General features: G+C 57.5%; 14 protein-coding genes. All 14 read left to right on the top strand.

Translation table 11 applies throughout. From position 1 onward, the window contains the following. The first annotated feature begins 43 nt into the window (after positions 1–43). Entirely contained in the window at positions 44–1,075 is a 1,032-nt protein-coding gene (locus tag GVI59_RS15070; RefSeq protein WP_081500010.1) for a tyrosine-type recombinase/integrase, read from the top strand. 4 nt (positions 1,076–1,079) lie between these two features. Beyond that, positions 1,080–3,305 (top strand): tyrosine-type recombinase/integrase, encoded by a 2,226-nt coding sequence (locus tag GVI59_RS15065; protein WP_173574974.1) that lies wholly within the window; start codon positions 1,080–1,082, stop codon positions 3,303–3,305. Beyond that, positions 3,302–5,521, top strand: a complete 2,220-nt coding sequence (recD2, locus tag GVI59_RS15060; RefSeq protein ID WP_173574973.1) for an SF1B family DNA helicase RecD2 — start codon at positions 3,302–3,304, stop codon at positions 5,519–5,521. Before GVI59_RS15065 ends, recD2 begins: the two co-directional genes overlap by 4 nt. 23 nt (positions 5,522–5,544) lie before the next feature. Beyond that, a complete protein-coding gene (locus GVI59_RS15055; RefSeq protein WP_338422111.1) occupies positions 5,545–6,756 on the top strand; it encodes an ATP-dependent helicase in 1,212 nt (403 codons plus the stop codon). Positions 6,757–6,973: 217 nt separating this feature from the next. Further along, complete coding sequence (locus GVI59_RS15050) at positions 6,974–7,846, top strand: DNA/RNA non-specific endonuclease (RefSeq protein ID WP_173574972.1); 873 nt, start codon at positions 6,974–6,976, stop codon at positions 7,844–7,846. Between the two features lie 856 nt (positions 7,847–8,702). Continuing rightward, on the top strand, positions 8,703–9,245 hold the full coding sequence (locus tag GVI59_RS15045) for an OsmC family protein (RefSeq protein ID WP_173574971.1): 543 nt from the start codon (positions 8,703–8,705) through the stop codon (positions 9,243–9,245). Between the two features lie 45 nt (positions 9,246–9,290). Further along, positions 9,291–10,415 carry an acyl-CoA dehydrogenase family protein gene (locus GVI59_RS15040; protein ID WP_242013140.1) on the top strand — a complete coding sequence of 375 codons (1,125 nt, stop codon included), beginning with the start codon at positions 9,291–9,293 and terminating at the stop codon, positions 10,413–10,415. Further along, a complete protein-coding gene (gene rd / locus GVI59_RS15035) occupies positions 10,412–11,764 on the top strand; it encodes a rubredoxin (protein ID WP_173574970.1) in 1,353 nt (450 codons plus the stop codon). Before GVI59_RS15040 ends, rd begins: the two co-directional genes overlap by 4 nt. Before the next feature lie 4 nt (positions 11,765–11,768). Beyond that, positions 11,769–13,121: a CmpA/NrtA family ABC transporter substrate-binding protein gene (locus GVI59_RS15030; protein ID WP_231874805.1), complete on the top strand. Its 1,353-nt coding sequence runs from the start codon at positions 11,769–11,771 to the stop codon at positions 13,119–13,121. Between the two features lie 5 nt (positions 13,122–13,126). Continuing rightward, positions 13,127–13,987 carry a nitrate ABC transporter permease gene (gene ntrB / locus GVI59_RS15025; protein WP_062272163.1) on the top strand — a complete coding sequence of 287 codons (861 nt, stop codon included), beginning with the start codon at positions 13,127–13,129 and terminating at the stop codon, positions 13,985–13,987. Then, complete coding sequence (locus tag GVI59_RS15020) at positions 13,977–14,819, top strand: ABC transporter ATP-binding protein (protein ID WP_173574969.1); 843 nt, start codon at positions 13,977–13,979, stop codon at positions 14,817–14,819. Before ntrB ends, GVI59_RS15020 begins: the two co-directional genes overlap by 11 nt. A gap of 17 nt (positions 14,820–14,836) precedes the next feature. After that, the gene (gene cynS / locus GVI59_RS15015) at positions 14,837–15,292 is read left to right on the top strand and encodes a cyanase (protein WP_173574968.1); all 456 of its coding nucleotides are present in this window, start codon (positions 14,837–14,839) and stop codon (positions 15,290–15,292) included. A gap of 69 nt (positions 15,293–15,361) precedes the next feature. Beyond that, the gene (locus tag GVI59_RS15010) at positions 15,362–17,002 is read left to right on the top strand and encodes an alginate export family protein (protein WP_173574967.1); all 1,641 of its coding nucleotides are present in this window, start codon (positions 15,362–15,364) and stop codon (positions 17,000–17,002) included. 101 nt (positions 17,003–17,103) lie between these two features. Then, positions 17,104–18,681: a sigma-54-dependent Fis family transcriptional regulator gene (locus GVI59_RS15005; RefSeq protein ID WP_062272155.1), complete on the top strand. Its 1,578-nt coding sequence runs from the start codon at positions 17,104–17,106 to the stop codon at positions 18,679–18,681. Positions 18,682–19,234: the final 553 nt, after the last annotated feature.

The following is a 19,234-nucleotide window of genomic DNA, read 5'->3' as shown; positions in this document are numbered from 1 at the left end:
ATCGGCTTGAATCTATACCTTCGTGTTGCAAAGGGAGGGTACGATGCCTGAGCCTAAATGGTCACGATATCCGCAGGTTTCTGAGAACTCTCAAGGATGCTTATGGCTTTCGTTGCTCGACAATCTTGGCCGTTCGCCCGCTACCATAGACGCCTATGCCAGAGGTCTGGAACAGTATCTGTTTTTTTGTGAGGCAGCAGGTGTTGCTCCTGAGGCAGCAACTTTGAGTCATGTTTCACTATTTGTAAGGTATTTACGTGGAGAAGACGTTCCTTTCCTATCCACTCGCGCTGCTGTGAGCAATGCTACGCTTCATCAGCGCCTGTCCGCCGTCCGACTTTGGTATGATCATTTGGTCTTTGAAGGAATCAAACATCGAAATCCGGTGCCGCGAGGGCAGGCGGTTGTAGGGCGCGGCCCACTCTCGGAGCATGTCGGGTTCAGGTATGGTTTGGTACGTCGTTCCAAATTACTGCCATATTTGCCATCTGACGAAGAATGGGCTCGCTTGCAAGAAATAGTCGCACAGGAAACAGTCAGAAATCGCCTCATGTTCGCCTTGGCCTACTATGGCGCACTGCGCCGAGAAGAGTTAGTAGGTTTGAGGGTGTCGGATATTGACCCTGCGAGACGTCTCCTCACTATTCGGGCTGAGACGAGTAAAAGTGCACACGCTCGAGTGGTTTGTTACTCAGCAGTGATTTGTCCTGTGTTGGCAGTGTATTTACATCGTCGACGCGGTGCGACAACCCATTCAGGTGCCTTGTTTCTGTCTGAGTCAGATCGAAACTTTCGACAGCCCATAACGAAGTGGTCATGGAGCAAAACTGTCAGACGTCTTGCCCTTCAAGCCGGCATACCGGCGTTCAGTACTCATACCTTGAGACATCTGAGACTGACGCACTTGGCCCGGTCAGGCTGGCGTCTGCACGATATCGCAACGTATGCCGGACACCGCAATGTTCAAAGTACGACACTTTATATCCATCTATCTGGTGAAGATCTTCTCCGTAAAATCGCACACTCGGTCGAACAGATGGATATGAATCTTGGTAACAGGGTCTTCGGAGGATAGAACAGTGGCCGAATATCAGGTTTCTCACATCCAGCCCGAATACAAATTCCACATTAATCTCGATGAATACGACAGACGGGCGACATTGTCTGCAGACGAATTAAAAGTTGTCAGACGTTGGAAAGAAGAAAATCTTGTTATTACGAAACGGCAGGCTCCGCGTCTTCATAAGCCTCTGACGGACATCCTGTATCGCAGCAATCTCGACCGCGCTAACAGCCATCGTGCTTTGAAGTATTTGCTTCTGACGGTCGCACACCAGGAAAAACCCTACTGGGGGTGGAGTGAAGACCTGTGGGTTGAGATTATCAATAATAGTCCTGTTCTGAAAAAAACCGGAATGGTACCGCAGTTGATTGCAGTCGCTTATCTTCTGTGTGGTTTTCGAAGCGTGTACAAAATTCAACGCAATGTGGCGACGGCTGTCGTTGCCCGATTGGTTTTTGGAGCGGAGATTGTTGATACAGAATGTGAGCGTCTGTTCTCGGCCCTAACCCGTGTCGGCTTCGTCTGTCAGACCGTTCGGCCCCTCGTACCATCAGTATTTGCTGCAGTTGCATTACAAGGCGAGAATCCAAAACTTGAAAGTTTTGATAGGAAGATACTGGAACATACACGAGAGTGTTACACAGGAAATCATATCGCCAAGCGGATTGGAATATTGTCAAACGGTTTGGCCGCAATGGGGCTTACATCGAAGGTTATTCATTTCCGGGCATACCAACCTCGTCATGGAACTGAAACTGATAATATCAATCCTGAGTGGATGACATGGTGCCGACGTTGGTTGGAAACAACAACCTTGCGAGAAGGGTCGAGGCGAGCAGTTTACAACACTCTGACCCGTATCGGAATCTGGTTGGGTCGCGAGCATCCTGAGGTCACAGGACCAGAGCAATGGACGGTATCGGTATGTGCCGACTATCTCGCCGCCGTCGACAGGTTACGTATTGGCGATTGGGGCGGTTCCACCTTTGATTATCGTCTGATCCCAACAGTTGGCCAGCCTCTACAGGCTCCAACGAAAGTTGCTTATTATCAGGTTATGCGTCGGTTTTTATCTGATATTCAGAGTTGGGAATGGGCGCAGCTCCGGTGTAATCCGCGATATCATCTCTCGACACCGAAGAATATTGCGAAATATCTTGGCGTAAATCCTAGGACCATAGATGATGCTTCTTGGCTGAAACTGACCTGGGCCAGCTTCAACATTGAACCAGACGATCTTTCTCCTGACTGTTTCTATCCATTCGCCCTGTTGCAGGCAATCGCCGTGGTGTGGACACATGCAGGCCTTCGGAGCAATGAGATCGCCCGACTTCGGGTCGGCTGCACGCGCGAGCAATCAGAGGATGTGGTTGATCAGTCTGGCAACGTCGTTCCGGCAGGGCAGGTCTGCTGGCTTGATGTTCCGGAAGGTAAAACTTCGGTCGCGTACACTAAACCGGTCGGCCATGCTGTTCATAAGTACATTACGGCCTGGATGAAAAAACGAGCGTCACCCCGCAAACATCTTGATCGGCGAACCGGTGAACATGTACATTTTCTCTTTCAACTTCGGAACAGGCCAATCGCGAAGGAAGTTTTAAATCAGACTGTTATCCCGCTTTTGTGCAAAAAGGCTGGTATTCCGATTGAGGACAGTAAAGGCCGTATTACAAGTCACCGTGGACGGGCTTCAGCCGTTTCTATGCTGGCCAGCGTTCCGCAAGGAATGACAATATTCGATTTGGCAAAATGGTGCGGCCATACGTCCGTTCAATCGACGATGAGCTATGTTCGGTCGAAACCTACGCAATTGGCGAGTGCGTTTGCCAAGGCGGATCAGGCGGCGCGGATGATCGAAATTGTTATTGATAAGGAGGTTATTGCGGCAGGCGCAACGAAGGATGGAGCACCTTGGAAGTATTACGATTTAGGTGATTCTTACTGTAGCAATGCGTTTTGGAGCACTTGTCCGCATTGCATGGCATGCGCACGCTGTTATTTCAATATTCCGAAGCCAAGCGCCAAGGGCGTTGTCCTGGCCGCTCAGCAAGCAGCCAATCGTTTACTGGAAGAGGTCTGGTTAAGCCCAGAGGAACGGGATGCCGTGTCCGGAGACGTTGAAGCATTGGAGGGAATGTTAAACAAGCTTCGAGATAAGCCAGCGCTGGATGGCCGAACGCCTGGCGAAATTTCGGCAACATGCGGTTCCCAAGTGTCTTCTCCGTTCACAGAATCAGAATGACCAGTGCCGTGGTTGGAGAACAATGCCAAACGGAAGCGCTGGCCGGCCTCGTGGAGCGGGTGACGTTCCACAATGCCGAGAACGGTTTCTGCGTCCTGCGGGTGAAGGTGCGGGGGCAGCGCGATCTGGTCACTGTCGTCGGCCATGCCGCCATGATCTCGGCGGGTGAGTTCGTGCAGATGTCGGGGCGCTGGTTCAACGACCACACCCACGGCTTGCAGTTCAAGGCGGAGTTCCTCAAGGCCAGTCCGCCGACCACGGTCGAAGGCATAGAGCGCTATCTCGGCTCGGTCATGATCCGGGGCATTGGTCCCGTCTATGCCAAAAAACTGGTGAAAGCGTTCGGCGAGGCCGTGTTCGACCTGATCGAGCAGGAACCGCATCGCCTGCGGGAAGTGACAGGCATTGGTCCCAAGCGGGCCGAACGGATTGTCGGTGGCTGGGTAGACCAGAAGGTGATCCGCGAGATCATGCTGTTCCTGCACAGCAACGGCGTCGGCACGTCGCGGGCGGTACGGATCTTCAAGACCTACGGGCAGGATGCGGTCAGACTGATCAGCGAGAACCCCTATCGGTTGGCGAAGGACATCCGGGGCATCGGCTTCAAAACCGCCGACCAGATCGCCCGGAAGATGGGGATCGCGCCTGATGCCATGATCCGGGTGAGGGCCGGGATCTCCTATGCCCTTGGTGAGGCGATGGATGAAGGGCATTGCGGCCTCCCGGTCGGTGAACTCCTGACCAGCATCGCCGAACTGCTGGAGGTCGCCGCCCCTCTGATCGAAACAGCCCTCGCGCTGGAGCTGGAAGCGGGAGACGTGGTCGCTGATAGCGTGGGAGAGACGAGTTGCATCTTCTTGGCTGGTCTCTATCGCGCGGAGCAGAGCATCGCCGAGCGATTGCGCGCCTGCGCCGTGGGTCGGCCGCCCTGGCCGGAGATCGATGCTGAAAAGGCCATGACTTGGGTGGAAGGCAAGACCGGACTTGCCATGGCGCCCAGCCAGCAGGAAGCGGTGCGCCTTGCACTGCGTAGCAAGGTGCTGGTGATCACGGGTGGTCCTGGCGTGGGCAAGACCACGCTGGTCAACGCCATTCTGAAGATCGTGACTGCCAAGGGCACAGACGTGCAACTTTGCGCGCCGACCGGCCGGGCGGCGAAGCGCCTGTCGGAAAGCACGGGGCTGGAAGGCAAGACCATCCATAGACTGCTGGAGACGGATCCGGGCAATGGCAGTTTCAAACGGGACGATACCAACCCGCTGACCTGCGACCTGCTGGTTGTGGACGAGGTCAGCATGGTCGACGTGCTGCTGATGCGCTCCCTGCTGCGCGCGTTACCTGACAGCGCGGCTCTGCTGATCGTCGGCGACGTGGACCAGTTGCCTTCTGTCGGACCGGGGCAGGTGCTGGCCGATATCATTGGCTCCGATGCTGTCCCTGTGGTGCGCCTGACCGAGGTGTTCCGCCAGGCGGCACAGAGCCGGATCATCACCAACGCGCACCGGATCAACGAAGGGAAGATGCCGGAGCTGAGCGCGGAAGAGGGATCGGATTTCTATTTCGTGGAGGCGGCTGAGCCCGAGGTCGGACTGCGCAAGTTGCTGGCCGTGGTGAAGGACCGCATCCCGGCGCGGTTCGGGCTGGACCCGGTCCGCGACGTGCAGGTGCTCTGCCCGATGAACCGGGGTGGGCTGGGCGCACGGTCGCTGAATATCGAGTTGCAGCAGGCGCTGAACCCGGCAGGCGACGTGAAGGTCGAGCGGTTCGGCTGGACCTACGGTCCCGGCGACAAGGTGATGCAGATCGCCAACGATTATGACCGGGACGTCTTCAACGGGGATCTCGGCGTTATCGACAAGATCGATGTGGAAGAGGGCGAACTGACGGTCTTATTCGATGGACGGGAGGTCGTTTACGGCTTCGGCGAGTTGGACGAACTGGTGCTGGCCTACGCGACGACCATTCACAAGAGCCAGGGCTCGGAATATCCGGTAGTGGTCATCCCGCTGGTGACGCAGCATTATACGATGCTGGCGCGGAACCTGCTTTATACCGGTGTTACACGGGGGCGGAAGCTCGTCGTGCTGGTCGGGCAGAAGAAGGCTCTGGCCATAGCTGTGCGAAATCAGGGCGGAAGGCTACGTTGGTCAAAACTGAGAGACTGGCTGGTGGGTACGTCAGGTACAGGTCATCTATCCCGCCTAAAGAAACCTTAAAATTGCTTTTTTGAGGTTGTGAAATTGTATTCCACATAAATTCCTGGCGCGGCGCGAAGGTCGGATTTCTCCGCAATTTCTCAAGAGAATTCCCGAACGCGAAGACATTCAAGCTGGAGGAGAATTTCCGCTCCACCAGTCATATTCTCGATGCGTCGAACGCCGTGATCTCGTTTGATCCATCCCGGATCGAGAAGACGTTGTTTACCCGCCGGGGTGAGGGGCTGCCGATCGAAGTGCTGGGGTTTTCCTACGCCAGCGAGGAGGCTGAGGCGATTGCCCGCGAGATCGGCCGCCGAGCGGCTGCAGGCGCAGCCTGGCACGACATGGCGATCATTTACCGTCAGAACAGACTGTCACGGGCACTGGAGGAAGCGCTGCTGCATGCGCGCGTCCCTTATGAGATCGTCGGCGATGTCGGTTTCTATCAGCGAACAGCCGTCAAGGACGCTCTGGCGCTCCTGACCCTTTCCTCGTGCCCGGATGAGCGCCAGTCCGATGAGGCCTTTCGTCGGGTTGCCAACAAGCCTGCCCGGGGTCTCGGAGCGAAGGGTCTGGGGATGATCGAGGCTGAGGCGGCAGGTTTCGGTCTGTCGCTGTGTGCCGCCGCCACGCGAACGCGCCTGCCTCCCAGGTGCGGTCTGGCGCTCGACGGCTTTATCCAGATCCTCAGGCGAGCCGGAGCGCGTGATGACGAGACGCTCGGACAACGTCTGACGTGGCTGCTTGAGGAAACGGGCTATCTGGACATGCTCCGCGCTGATGACAGTGATGAGGCCGCGACCCAGAGGGAAAACCTTGCCGAGCTGACAGAACTGGCCGACAGCTTCCGGCGTGTGGAGCATCTGATGGAGCACGCGGCTCTGGCGAGCGGGGCGCCCGGGGAGAAGGGAAAGGACCGGGTGCAGCTCATCACCATGCACAGGGCAAAAGGACTGGAATTCCGCCACGTCTTTCTGCCGGCGTGGGAGGAGGCCATCTTTCCGGGCGGCATGGCGCGCAATCTCGATGAGGAGCGTCGCCTTGCTTATGTCGCGCTCACCCGGGCCATGACACAGGCTACCATCAGCTTCTGTGATTACCGCCAGGGCGGCTCTTCCGCGCCGTCACGCTTCATCGATGAGATCCCGCTGGAAAACAGGATCCGTGGCTGGAATCACGGCCGCGACGAGCCACGCCAGTCAGGTGGACGCTGGGCGCAGGCTGACCGTGAACTTGATGCACTGGGGCTTTGACCATGAGAGACGAACCACCAATGGATTTTTTCGGAAACCAGTCACAAGCATCGCTTCGACCCCAGTCGGCAGGCCATGGATACGCGCATAGCTGCAAGGCCTGCGGAAAAGGAGCAATGTTCGGTTTCAATACGCGCTCAGGGGAGGAGTGGTATTGCCGGGAGCACCGCCATCTCGGTCGCTCGGTCCCGCCGGCTGCAATGAAACGGGGCGTCTGATGCGTAGTCTGCTTCTGGCCGCCGGTGTGGTGGTGTGCGTATCAACGCCTGCCGTCGCGCAGACGGTTTCCTGTGCGGGTCAGTTTTTCGGCGGACAACCTCCTGCCGTGATGGACGAGACGTTGCGGATCGGCAGCGTGATGCTCTGTAATCACGGGTACGCCGTCCTGGCGTCCGAGCATACGAAAGGCGCGCTCTGGGCCGCCGAGTATCTCTCGGAAGAGAATCTCGAAGTGGCGGAGCGTACCCCCCGCAGCAGCCGCTTCTATCCGGACGCCCGCCTCCCTGACACGATGAGGGCCGAACTTTATGACTTCAGATCGAGCGGATACAACAGAGGCCACCTTGTTCCGAGCGGCGATGAGGCTGGCCTTTCATGGCAGGCCGAGACGTACGCACTCTCCAATATCGTGCCTCAGACCGCCGAGCTGAACCGGGGCGCCTGGGTGGGCGTGGAAAGTGCCGTGCGCGGGCTCGCGGACAGGGATGGAGAACTTTATGTTGTCACCGGTCCCGGTTATGACCCGGACAGAACCGATACCGTCGGCCCGCACCGGATTCCGGTTCCTGCTATCACCTGGAAGGCGATTTACGATCCGGTGACAGAAGGAAGCGGCGCCTACGTCTGTCTCAATACGTCGTCGCCTCAATGCCGCGTCATCACGGTCGCCCTGCTGACGCAACTCGTGCGGATCGATCCGTTCCCGGCCGTGCCGGCAGGCGGGAAGGACCACGTCATGCAGATGCCGCCGATTGAGGCCAGTCCTTACACGCTGGAGCACGAGGCTGGCGGAGAAAAGATGCTGCGCGAATGGGCTGCGCCGAAGGTTCGCCGGGCTCTTGCGGAGCTGGTCAGATCACTTGGAAGGTGAATGGGGTCGGGGGTGACGGCTTCGGCCTCTTCTCAGACATACAAATTTCCATGTGTCATGCCCTGAAGCGGACCGTCCGTCATTTCACTATGAACTGATGCCGTTTCTCCTCATATGAGCGCATTCTCCGCTTCACTGCATACAAGCAGTCCTTCTGGAAAACGTGTCATGGAATAAGGCATACGCCTCCCATCACCCACACTGAAAACCCAAACTCCGTGGAACGCTGGCAAATGGTCAGCGCCAAATGGACTGTTCGGCTGGATCGCAACCTCGGCCGTTACCTGACGCGACACCTGATCCTTCAGGTTTTATGGCGAGACCCGTACACGGTCGGGCACGCTTCTTGCCGCTGCGTGTCAGAACTGAGTATTGCGGCAGATTAGAGCGGCTGCGTCATCGGGATACTATCTCTCCCCACATGACCAGAATTAAAAAATTTTCCAAAAAATATTTACTACAAAATGATTTTATAAATTCAAACAATTATCATATCGCTAATTACACTATTTTTAATGATTGTTTAGCTTCACATTTGCTATTTTTAATTTTATTTTATTGTGAATTATATTAGTCTACAAAATTAAATGTTAATTGACTAGCGGTGATGCAAAATGCCCTCTCTCACACACCATATCTTGCTCCTGTTATCTCCACACCCTGCCGCCACAAATGTAACCCGACAAAGCTGACAAAGTTGACAATTGGCGAACTCTATATCCCGCAAGGCTGAAATTTTTTCCAAACAAAACAATGCATTGTCTATTTTTTATAAAAAAGTGTGGGTTTGTTTGGGAGAGAGAATAATCTGATCAGGCCATGAGCCGGCAGACCACTTAAAGGGACGTCCTGACAAATGAACAAGACAGAAACCGTAACATCCTACCTGCGCCCGATTGACCGCGACGGGCTACTTGAATTCGGCAACAAAGGTTGTTCCAATCCGGATGGCTACGGCACCAACAAGGTGCATACCGTGTGCGAGGGCCAGTACCGCACACTCAGCTATGTGGGCGATCACGCGCCGGTCGTCGTGGATGAACCCCTGCACCTTTTCGGCCAGAACACGGCCCCCGCCCCGGGCGAGATCGTGCTGTCGGCCCTTGGCGGCTGTCTTGCCGTGGGCATTACGGCGGTTGCGACCTATCGCAACGTCAAGCTGAGCAAGCTCGAACTCTGGATTGAAGGCGATATTAGCAACACGGCGGCATGGGGTGCCGGTGGTGCGGACCGCAAGCCCGAGCAGATGGGCTTTCAGAAAATCCGTGTAAAAGTCGCGGTAGAAGGCGATGCCTCCCGTGAAGAACTGGATGAAATTGTCCAGCATGCCAACTACTTTTCGCCGGTTGCAAACAGCATGCGCAACCCCATTCCCATGACAATCGGTCTTGTCGACTAAGGCGGCCTCGCTTTGTCACCCACGCAATCAGGAGCTTACGGACACATGCTCAGCAATATGGCCGTTTCATCGCGCCTTACGGACGATAAGACCCTTCTTGCAAGGGTGGACGACATAGCTCACGGCCCGCTGGCAAAAATTGTCGTGGATATCGACCAGAAAGGCCACTACCCGCTTGAAATCATGCGGCTGCTGGGGGAAAGCGGCGCCTTGGCCGCCCACCTGCAAACCCATGGCGAGAATTTCGGCCTGGCTCTACGCGCGATGGCCAGTGTCAGCCGGGAATGTGGCGCCACCGGTTTTCTCATGTGGTGCCACATGGTCTGCGGCCTGTATCTTCAGGCGGCACCGGATGCGAGCTTGAGCAAAGACCTTCTGGCTCGCCACGCCACGGGCCAGACCTTTGGCGGCACAGCACTTTCAAACCCCATGAAGGCTCTGGCCGGCATAGAACGCATGGCCCTGACGGCAGTAGAAGCCGATGGAGGCTTTCTAGTCAGTGGCAACCTGCCCTGGGTCAGTCATATTGCCGAAGGCCAATACTGTGGCGCGATGGCCCGCAAGGACGGCCAGCCGGGGCAGGAAGTCCTGTTTCTCCTGCGTTTTGAAGACGCATCGGTCCTACACCGATGCCCGCATTTTTCGGGCATGGAGGGTACGAGCACCTGGGGCATACGGCTGGATAATCACTTCGTGCCCACAAGTGATGTCATCGCTTTTCCCGCCCAGGAGCTTGTCACTACAATCAAGGCCCCGTTCATTCTGCTCCAGGGCGGCATGGCGGCGGGCATCGTCCAGGGCTGCATTGACTCCATGCGGGAGGCCGAACCGCAGCTCGGCCACGTCAACCGCTTTCTGGAAGACCGCCCCGACACAATGCAGCAGGAACTGGATGCGTTTGTGCAACGCGCGCTCCACCTTGCACAAACGCCGCACAGAACAGACAAAGACTACCTTCTGGATGTTCTGGACCTGCGCGTTCTGGGGTCGGAACTGGCGTTACGGGCATCGCAGTCCGCACTGCTGCACCAGGGAGCCAGAGGCTACCTGAGTGCCGCAGCCCCCCAACGCCGGGTGCGCGAGGCGCAGTTCGTGGCCATTGTCACGCCTGCCATCAAGCACCTGCGGCTGGAGATCGCCCGGCTGATGACAGAGGAGCTCCCGGCATGACCTTCCCCCTGCCTGAAGCTGCCAGTTCGTTCCAGAAATACATCTGTATCGTCTGCGGCTGGATTTATGACGAGGAACTGGGGGACCCGGATTCCGGTCTCCCCCCCGGCACGCGTTTTGACGATATTCCCGATGACTGGTCCTGCCCCCTTTGCGGCGTGGCCAAGGCGGATTTCGAACCTTACACCCCGGCCTCCCGCCCTGCGGTGCCTGCGGCGTCGGTTACGCAAGGCACACGCTCCTCGTCCATGGTCTGGGACACCGTGATCGTGGGTGCGGGCAGTGCCGGGTGGAGCATGGCCGAAAGGCTGCGTACGTTGGCACCCACGGCAAATATCGCCATAGTGAGCGCGTGCGAGGGAGACATATACCCCAAGCCCCTGCTTTCGGTTGCATTGTCGCGCGACCTGACGGATGAGCATATCCGCAGCAAAAAGGGCGAAGCCGCAGCGCGTGAACTGGGGATCAGTCTGTTTGCGCAGACATATGTGTCAGGCATAGACCCCACGGCAAAACGACTGCGCACTACGCAAGGCACGCTGCGCTACAAATCCCTTGTTCTGGCGTATGGCGCACGCCCCGCACTGTTGCCGGGGCTGCCCTCCAGCCTTGTCTGGCGGATCAATAACCTGCGCGCGTGGCAGCAGCTCCGCCAGCGGATCGGACAGGATAAAAAACGGATTACGGTGGTTGGCGCAGGGCTTGTCGGCTGCGAACTAGCCGAAGACGCGGCCCATGCCGGGCATGAGGTGACACTGCTCTACCGCGATGATTTTCCGCTACAGACCCTGTTGCCCGAAGCTGCCGCGCGCATAACCGCCGAACACCTGCGCCAGGCCGGCATTACGCTGCTTGCCAATGCCTCGGTACGCGGGGTGCAACGACAGGACAGCGGGATCGGGCTCGACATCGCATCCCCCGTCGGGCCGGGTGATATACAGGCTGATATTGTCATTGCCACCATTGGGCTTGAAACCGACCTCAGGCTGCCCCGTGCTGCCGGGCTGAACACCGATTGCGGGATTGTGGTCAACCCTTCCACGCTGCAGACGTCCGGCCCGGACATTTACGCCATGGGGGACTGTATCAGCGTGGAGGGCGTGCCCTGCCGCTATATTGCCCCGCTTGCCGCGCAGGCGGACACCATCGCACACGAAATTCTTGGCCTGCCACATTCGGGATATCGGCATCAGCCCCCCAAAATCAGGCTCAAAAGCAAGGTTGCCGCATTCGAACTCTCGGGGCGTCCCTGTTCCGATTTGCCGTGGGAAACGGTGGAGAACGCCCCAGGCCGCCTTGTCATGCAACAACGTCGTGGCTCGACCATAACCGCCAGGCTGGAGGTTTGATTTCATGACGCTTTTTCCGTTCTCTCGCAGACCGTACGCATTCCGTGCCGCACCCTGCGACCATGGTCCGGCTCTGGCCTGTCAGTGCGGCAGCACGTATCCAGGCATTTTCACGACCGGGCATGAGAATGGACTGCCTACAGGGGCCATGTCTGCCCAGGCGAGTGTTCCTGCCATTAGCAGGCGGCATTTTCTCGGCGCGGCAACGGGTTCTGCAGCACTGGCAGGGCTAGCGGGCCTGTTTGCCCCCCATGCGGCAATGGCTGATACCGCGCCATCTGGCGTGGTGGAAAAACCGGACCTCAATATCGGGTTCGTGCCCATAAGCTGCTCTGCACCGCTGATCATGGCGACAGCCAAAGGTTTTTTCCAGAGCGAAGGGCTGAACGTTCAGCTTCGTAAAACGGCTGGCTGGGCATTGATCCGTGACAAGCTGCTTGACGGATCGCTGGATGCGTCCCACCTGCTTTCGCCCATGCCGCTGGCGCTGTCCCTGGGGCTTGGCGGCAATGCGGCCCAACCCATCCGCGTTGCGACCATGCAGAACATCAACGGCCAGGCCATTACGCTGGCTTTGAAACACTGGCACAAACGTGACCCGCGTGACTGGAAAGGCATGACATTTGCCATACCTTTCCAGTTTTCCATGCACAATCTGCTGTTGCGCAACTACCTTGCGCTGCACGGACTCGACCCTGACAAGGATGTGTCGCTCCGCGTTACGGCCCCACCCGATATGGTCGCCAACCTCAAGGCCGGGAATATCGACGGGTTTCTGGGGCCGGAACCCTTCAACCAGCGCGCAGTCTACGAAGAGGCTGGCTTTCTGCACGTGCTCAGCGCGGATCTGTGGGACGGCCACCCGTGCTGCGCCTTTGGCACGACTGCCAGTTTTGCGGAAAAATACCCCAACACGTATCGCGCGCTGCAGCGCGCAATGATCCGTGCTGCATATTTCATGCAGGAGCCCTCCAACCGGCTGGAAGCCGCCCATATCATGGCGCAGGCAGCATATCTCAACCAGCCGGAGATCGTCATCGAGCAAAGCCTGACCGGGCATTATGCCGATGGCCTGGGCGTGGTCCGGGACAACCCCAGGCGCTCTGGCTTTTCCCCCTACCCGTATCCGTCCATGGCGGTGTGGATTCTCTCGCAGTTTTCGCGCTGGGGCTACCTGAAAGAGAACATTCCCCTGCAGGAGACGGCGCAGCGGATTTTCATGATCGACGAGGTCAGGAAACAGGCCGCGGCCCTCGCCCTGCCCGCGCCGGAAGACGGGCAGAACAACTGGCCCGTCCTGACGGTCATGGGGCAGCGTTTCGACGCCTTCCATCCCCCTTCTTACAGCAAAGGATAGCCGCAATGCTTTCTCAGGAAAACCGCCTGTCCTTTTTCCTGTCGTTCGCGAGCCTGCTGGGTGTTCTCCTGATATGGCAGTTCAGCACCCTGCCGCAGGCCTCCCGCTCGCCGTACGGCATTCCTGACGGCAACGCCGAATACCAGCGCCTGATGGGGCGCAGCGCCGTAGCCAGCACGGTCAGGAGCGACTTTCCCACCCCGGGCGCATTCGCGCGCAACGCAATCGAGGTGCTGCACGCGCCCTTTCACAACAATGGCCCGAATGACCGGGGCATAGGCTGGCAACTGGGCGCATCGCTCCTGAGGGTCATGATCGGGTATGGGCTTGCCACGCTGGTTGCCGTGCCACTGGGCTTTGTCTTCGGTCTGCAACCCGTTATCCAGAAAGCACTCAACCCTTTCGTGCAGATTCTGCGGCCCATTTCCCCCCTCGCGTGGATGCCCATCGCACTCTACACGATCCGCGATGCGGAACTCTGCGCCATTTTCGTCATCTTCATCTGCTCGCTCTGGCCGATACTGCTCAATACCGCATTCGGGGTGGCAAGCATTCGCCGCGAGTGGCTGAATGTTATCCGCACGCTGGAAGTCCGGTGGCCTCAACGCCTCTTTTTCGTATTGCTTCCCGCAGCAGCCCCTACAATTCTGACCGGCATGCGTATCGGGCTTGGTGTAGCGTGGCTGGCTATCGTGGCTGCCGAAATGCTCGTGGGGAGTTCCGGGATCGGTTATTTCGTGTGGAACCAATGGAATAATCTTTCCCTCTCCAACGTCATTCTTGCCGTATTGCTGATCGGACTGGCGGGCATGGCGCTGGACGCGGCATTGGCGTTTGTTCAACGGAGTGTGCGTTATGCAGAATAGTCCCGCACTTTCCCCAACATTTGCCGAACCACATGATGCTGACGCACTTGTCCAAGTGTCGGGCATTGGCAAACGCTATCGCCCCGACGGCCCACCTGTGTTTTCCGGCGTGTCCTTCGACATCCGGCCCGGTGAGTTTGTCTGCCTTATCGGGCATTCAGGCTGCGGTAAAAGCTCGATCCTGAACATTCTGTCGGGCCTTGAACAGCCGAGCGAAGGCGGCGTGATCATGGACGGGCGTGAAATTACCGGGCCAGGTCTTGACCGGGGCGTGGTGTTTCAGGGCCATGCGCTGCTGCCCTGGCTTACCGCCCTGCAGAACGTGACCTTTGCGGTGCGGGCCCGCCACAGGCATATGCCCCGCCACGAGATACGCGAAAAAGCCGAGCATTATCTGGCCATGGTCGGGCTTGAAGCGGCCATGCACAAAAAACCCGCCGAACTATCAGGCGGGATGCGCCAACGGGTCGGCATTGCGCGGGCGTTTTGCACACAGCCGCGGGTGCTGCTGATGGACGAACCCTTTGGCGCGCTGGACGCCCTGACACGGGGCATGATTCAGGAAGAACTTCTGAAAATCTGCGCCCAGACACAGCAGACCGTCTTCATGATCACGCATGACGTGGATGAAGCAATTTTTCTGGCGGATCGCGTCCTGCTCATGAGCAACGGTCCTGACGCGCGACTGGCGGAGGATGCCTACAACCCTCTGCCACGCAGCAGAACACGCGAAACCATGCACCATGAAGACGGGTTTTACACCTTTCGCAACCACCTGGTCGATTTTCTGGTCCGGCGCTCCGCCCTGGCCCAGAAAGCCGCAACCGGATGACACAAGGACACCACGACATGACAGTTTTCAAAAACCGCAATGACGTTACCGAAGCCATTGTCACGACACGGGTCGCCAAGGGGCTTTCGTGGAAAAATGTTGCTGACTATATCGGCCACAGCAAGGAATGGACGACCGCCGCCTGTCTGGGACAGATGACGTTCAATGCCGAAACCGCCACCAAGGTCGTAGCACTGTTCGATCTTGACGCATCCGCCCTTGCATGGCTGCAGGTGCCCCCCAGCAAAGGCTCACTGAGCGGCAACGCGCCAGCCGACCCCCTGCTTTACCGCTGGTATGAAATTGTCAGCGTTTACGGCCCCACCATCAAGGAACTGATCCATGAGGAATTCGGGGATGGGATCATGAGCGCCATCGACTTCAGCATGAACATCGAACGCGAGCCCAACCCGGCAGGTGATCGTGTTCGTGTCACCCTGTCTGGCAAGTTCCTGCCTTACAAAGCGTTCTGAAGTCCTGAATAGAGGTTGCACTGACTCTGCAACCTCTTTCCCCCCGCCCTGCGCCTGCGAAACAGGGTTATGACGGTCACCCTGCTTAGCGTCGGCCTGGGCGGCACAGCTCTTGCCGAGACATTCCCCGAAACCACCCGGAAAAACCCACCCGCACCGGATATGGCTCGCCTTCATACGGTCAGTTCCAGCACGGCACGGCCCGTTACAGGCCCACACGCAGCACCACCCGCCAAACCGCAGGGCACACCCGCCCAGCCCAAATGGTACGGCGTATTCGGTGGTGCCAACGGTGCGGCCTCGGGCTTTGGAACTGTCAGCCCCTATGGCCAAGCCCGGTGGGCCGAGGACTGGAGCTTTCTGGCCGATGGCAACACGGCAGCCAAACGGCATGACTGGTTCGACCGCCTGAAATACATTCGCCTGAATGACAGCGGCTCCATCTGGCTGACCCTGAGTGGCGAAGAACGCCTGCGGTATATTTTTGAAACCAACCCGGCCATGGGCCATGCGGGGGTCACCAACGCCAGCCGCGTCATGATCCGCAACCAGTATGGTGCGGACCTGCATCTGGGCCAGCATGTCCGTGTATACGCCGAACTGATCAATGGCGAGGCAGGTGGGTCCAACACCTATGGTTACAATACCGGATTGCAACGCGAGCGTCTGGACCTGCAGCAAGGCTTTGTGGAAGTAAAAGGGCACCTTCTGAACGCAACCGTGGGCGCTATGGGCGGGCGGCAGCTTTTTCTTGACGCTCCCGTCGTCATGCAGTCCGCGAGAAATATTCCCAATGTGCAGCAGACCTGGGACGGTTTCCGCGGGTATGGCATGTGGAAACGCTTCCGGATCGACGTGTTTGATTTCTTTCAGACCAACAAGGCGCCGGTGGGTATTTTCTCCGACGGCACCAACTACTCCGGCCGACTTTACGGCGCCTATAGCTCCACAGCACTTCCCAAATTCTCCTTCCTGGGGCAGCCCAGCCAGCTTTACCTGGATGCTTTTTTCATGGGGTATCTCTACGGGGGCGCTACGGCGTCCATCGCCACGGCCAAAATCGGCGGCCTTCAGGCTGGCAGCACACGGCGCGACGGGATTGGCGCCAGGCTATGGGGCAAGCTGGGACCCATGACCGTCAGTCTCGACGGCATCTTTCAAGGCGGCTCCTTCCGCCCTGCCGATAGCGGGCAGGCAAGACCAGTCCGGGCTTTTGCCGTCAATGGCAGTGCAGTTTACACGTTTGCCGGTCTCAGGGGGGCGCCTTCCATCGGTGTGCAGGCCGATATTTTTTCTGGCGGGAATTACAACAAGACCACTGGTGCTATCGGCACATTCGGCACGCCGTATTTTCCGCTTCCTTACTACAACGACGTAACACTTACCCTGAACAGCCAGAACCTGGTTGGCGTCGGGCCGCTGATTTCCTTCAGCCCCGCGCCAAAAGTGGCACCGCGCCTGCATGCACCGTTTTTCTGGCGTGACAGCACACAAGATGCAATTTACGGCATTGGCCGTGTCTATACGCCCCGGGGCAACCTTCAAGGCGGATATATCGGGGCAGAGCCGCAATTTCAGGCCAGTTGGAACTTTGCGCCGCACTGGACATGGACCAGCGATGTGGCGAGCCTTGCGACATCGCATTCGGCGCAGAATGCCGGGCTGAAATCAAGCCTGATGTTCATGCAGACCATGAGCCTGGTTTTTTAAGTGGGCAAACACCCCATAACACGATAGCGTTGCTCTCGTAGGTGAAGGCGCTTTACGCTGAGTAAAGTGCCCTTTCTACCAATTTTTTGAACAGGAGAAGAATGGCCAGGCTCGAGAGCGACGACAATTTTTCCGCCGAGTTCTGGCGCTCGCAGGAAATGCTGCTTCTGCGCAGTGTCATTACTCTGGTCGGTCGTAAACTGGACACGGGGTCCGTCTGCCTCGAAATCGTGCATCTGCTGTCCGAACTGCTTGGTCTCAATCGCGCCCGTATCCTGTGGCGCGATCTTGACAGCCCGACCTATCGCATTCGGCACGCTTACGGGCTGACCGCCCAGGAAATCGCACGCGGTCTCTACCTTGAAGGCGAAGGCATTACCGGCACTGCCCTGAAAAACAAGCACCTCATCATCATTCAGGATATCGACGAGGAACCGCTGTTTCTGGGCCGGGCGGTCAAGCGCGAACACCTGCCCGAAGGCAAGGTGGCCTTTATAGCCATGCCGATCCAGCTTCCCCGCAACGAGGTCGGGCTGATCGCATGTCACAGACTGCGACACAGAAGCCGAAACCTTTCCGACGACATCACGATGTTGCAGATTCTCTCAACCCTTATCGGCCAGCTTATGGCGCTGCATGAGCGGGTCGAGGAAGAAAAACGCGTCCTGCATGAGCACAACGCCCTGCTTGAGCAGGCTCTGGAAAAGGCATCCAGCCGCTACGGCATTATTGGCACCTCCCCCCCATTGCTCAGGGTGCTTGCAGACCTTGAAGGTGTTGCCGCGTCATCGTCCCCCGTCATGCTCGAAGGCCAGCCCGGAACCGGCAAGGAACTGTTCGCCCGTGCGCTGCATATGGCCAGCCCACGCAATGGCAGCCCGTTTGTGCGGATAAACTGCGCGGCAGTTCTTGAACGGTCCTTCGAGCAGGAATTTTTTGGCTACGAGCGCGGGGCATTCCCCACCGCCCGCAGCAGGCATGTCGGGCAGATCGAACAGGCCGATGGCGGAACCCTGTTCCTGGATGAAGTCGGTGAACTTCCCCTTTCCGTGCAGGCCCTGCTTCTGCACATGCTGGAGCAGGGTACCATCACCCGGCTGGGGGCCGCTAACCCAAAAAAAGTCAATCTGCGCATTGTCAGCGCAACCAGCACGGATTTGAAAAAACTGATCGAGGCCGGGCGCTTCCGATACGATCTTTTTTACAGGCTGAACGTCATTCCCCTTCGCCTGCCGACCCTGCAGGAACGCACGGAGGATATTTCCGTGCTCAGCAACCATTTTCTGAGTCAGTTTAATCAGAAATACGAACGCAACATTAGCCTGTCCGCTTCGGCCATGTCGCTGCTTGCCCGCCACAACTGGCCGGGAAATGTCAGGCAGCTTAGGAACGCCATTGAAACGGTGGTTTTGCTGGCGCAGAAAACGACCCTGACATCCAGCGATCTGCACGGTCTGCTCAAAGACCGGACTTTCAACCGATCAGCGGAGATCCATTCCACAGCCCTGCAAAACCGGCCTTACCTCTCGGCCGCGTCTCACACGAAGGAGGAACTGGTAGCAGCTCTTAAGCGTAATAGTGGCAACAAAACCCGAACGGCGCGGCAACTAGGCATGACGGCTCGCCAGCTTTCCTATAGGCTGACGGTCCTTGGTATTCCAGGCGTTAATTTTTCCTGAAAAACGCCGCATCGAGCTATCCACGTCGCATCATGGTGCCAGGCTCCAAAGTCCGAAAATTGTGCCTGCAGCCGCTTGCCGAACGGTGTATGCTGGCTGGTAAACGTCAAGAACTTGAACGCTGTGAGCGGCCACTTTCGGTCATGCTACGCCAATAACAGACAGACAGTTCGCCCCCCTGATCGGCCTGTCTGCTCAATGATACAGGAGCAGACAGGCAGCAATCGCCTTCATGTCGGACATGCAGCGAGCCAAATCGTTTCCGCATAGCGGAAATGATCAGCATAATAACTTCTCATCGCCACTCTGAGTTGATAGCGTGCCTTTCAATTCTGAGAATTACCCCCAAGCCAGCCAACCAGATCTATATACGTGCTTGATCCAAAATTCAGGGGGCACGTATATTTCAGGTCTCAATCAGCAACTACGGTTATTAGTCCGATTTTGGAGACATTCCCCTCAACGAACGGTGTTACGAATGCCACGCTTCAGCCCTCGAATGCAATCGACAGTCGTGTTTCTATTTGGGGATAATCCTCGAATAGATGGTTCG

It is taken from the genome of Acetobacter sicerae (assembly GCF_011516765.1).
Classification (GTDB): domain Bacteria; phylum Pseudomonadota; class Alphaproteobacteria; order Acetobacterales; family Acetobacteraceae; genus Acetobacter; species Acetobacter sicerae.
The sequence above is the reverse complement of the archived record's forward strand: the minus strand, read 5'-3'. Positions and strand labels throughout refer to the sequence as shown.

What these genes read in the sequence shown, in the direction of transcription:
- GVI59_RS15070 (WP_081500010.1), top strand. Translation starts at nt 44, where the DNA reads ATGCCTGAGCCTAAATGGTCACGATATCCGCAGGTTTCTGAGAACTCT.
- recD2 (WP_173574973.1), top strand. Translation starts at nt 3,302, where the DNA reads ATGACCAGTGCCGTGGTTGGAGAACAATGCCAAACGGAAGCGCTGGCC.
- GVI59_RS15050 (WP_173574972.1), top strand. Translation starts at nt 6,974, where the DNA reads ATGCGTAGTCTGCTTCTGGCCGCCGGTGTGGTGGTGTGCGTATCAACG.
- GVI59_RS15045 (WP_173574971.1), top strand. Translation starts at nt 8,703, where the DNA reads ATGAACAAGACAGAAACCGTAACATCCTACCTGCGCCCGATTGACCGC.
- GVI59_RS15040 (WP_242013140.1), top strand. Translation starts at nt 9,291, where the DNA reads ATGCTCAGCAATATGGCCGTTTCATCGCGCCTTACGGACGATAAGACC.
- rd (WP_173574970.1), top strand. Translation starts at nt 10,412, where the DNA reads ATGACCTTCCCCCTGCCTGAAGCTGCCAGTTCGTTCCAGAAATACATC.
- GVI59_RS15030 (WP_231874805.1), top strand. Translation starts at nt 11,769, where the DNA reads ATGACGCTTTTTCCGTTCTCTCGCAGACCGTACGCATTCCGTGCCGCA.
- ntrB (WP_062272163.1), top strand. Translation starts at nt 13,127, where the DNA reads ATGCTTTCTCAGGAAAACCGCCTGTCCTTTTTCCTGTCGTTCGCGAGC.
- GVI59_RS15020 (WP_173574969.1), top strand. Translation starts at nt 13,977, where the DNA reads ATGCAGAATAGTCCCGCACTTTCCCCAACATTTGCCGAACCACATGAT.
- cynS (WP_173574968.1), top strand. Translation starts at nt 14,837, where the DNA reads ATGACAGTTTTCAAAAACCGCAATGACGTTACCGAAGCCATTGTCACG.
- GVI59_RS15010 (WP_173574967.1), top strand. Translation starts at nt 15,362, where the DNA reads ATGACGGTCACCCTGCTTAGCGTCGGCCTGGGCGGCACAGCTCTTGCC.
- GVI59_RS15005 (WP_062272155.1), top strand. Translation starts at nt 17,104, where the DNA reads ATGGCCAGGCTCGAGAGCGACGACAATTTTTCCGCCGAGTTCTGGCGC.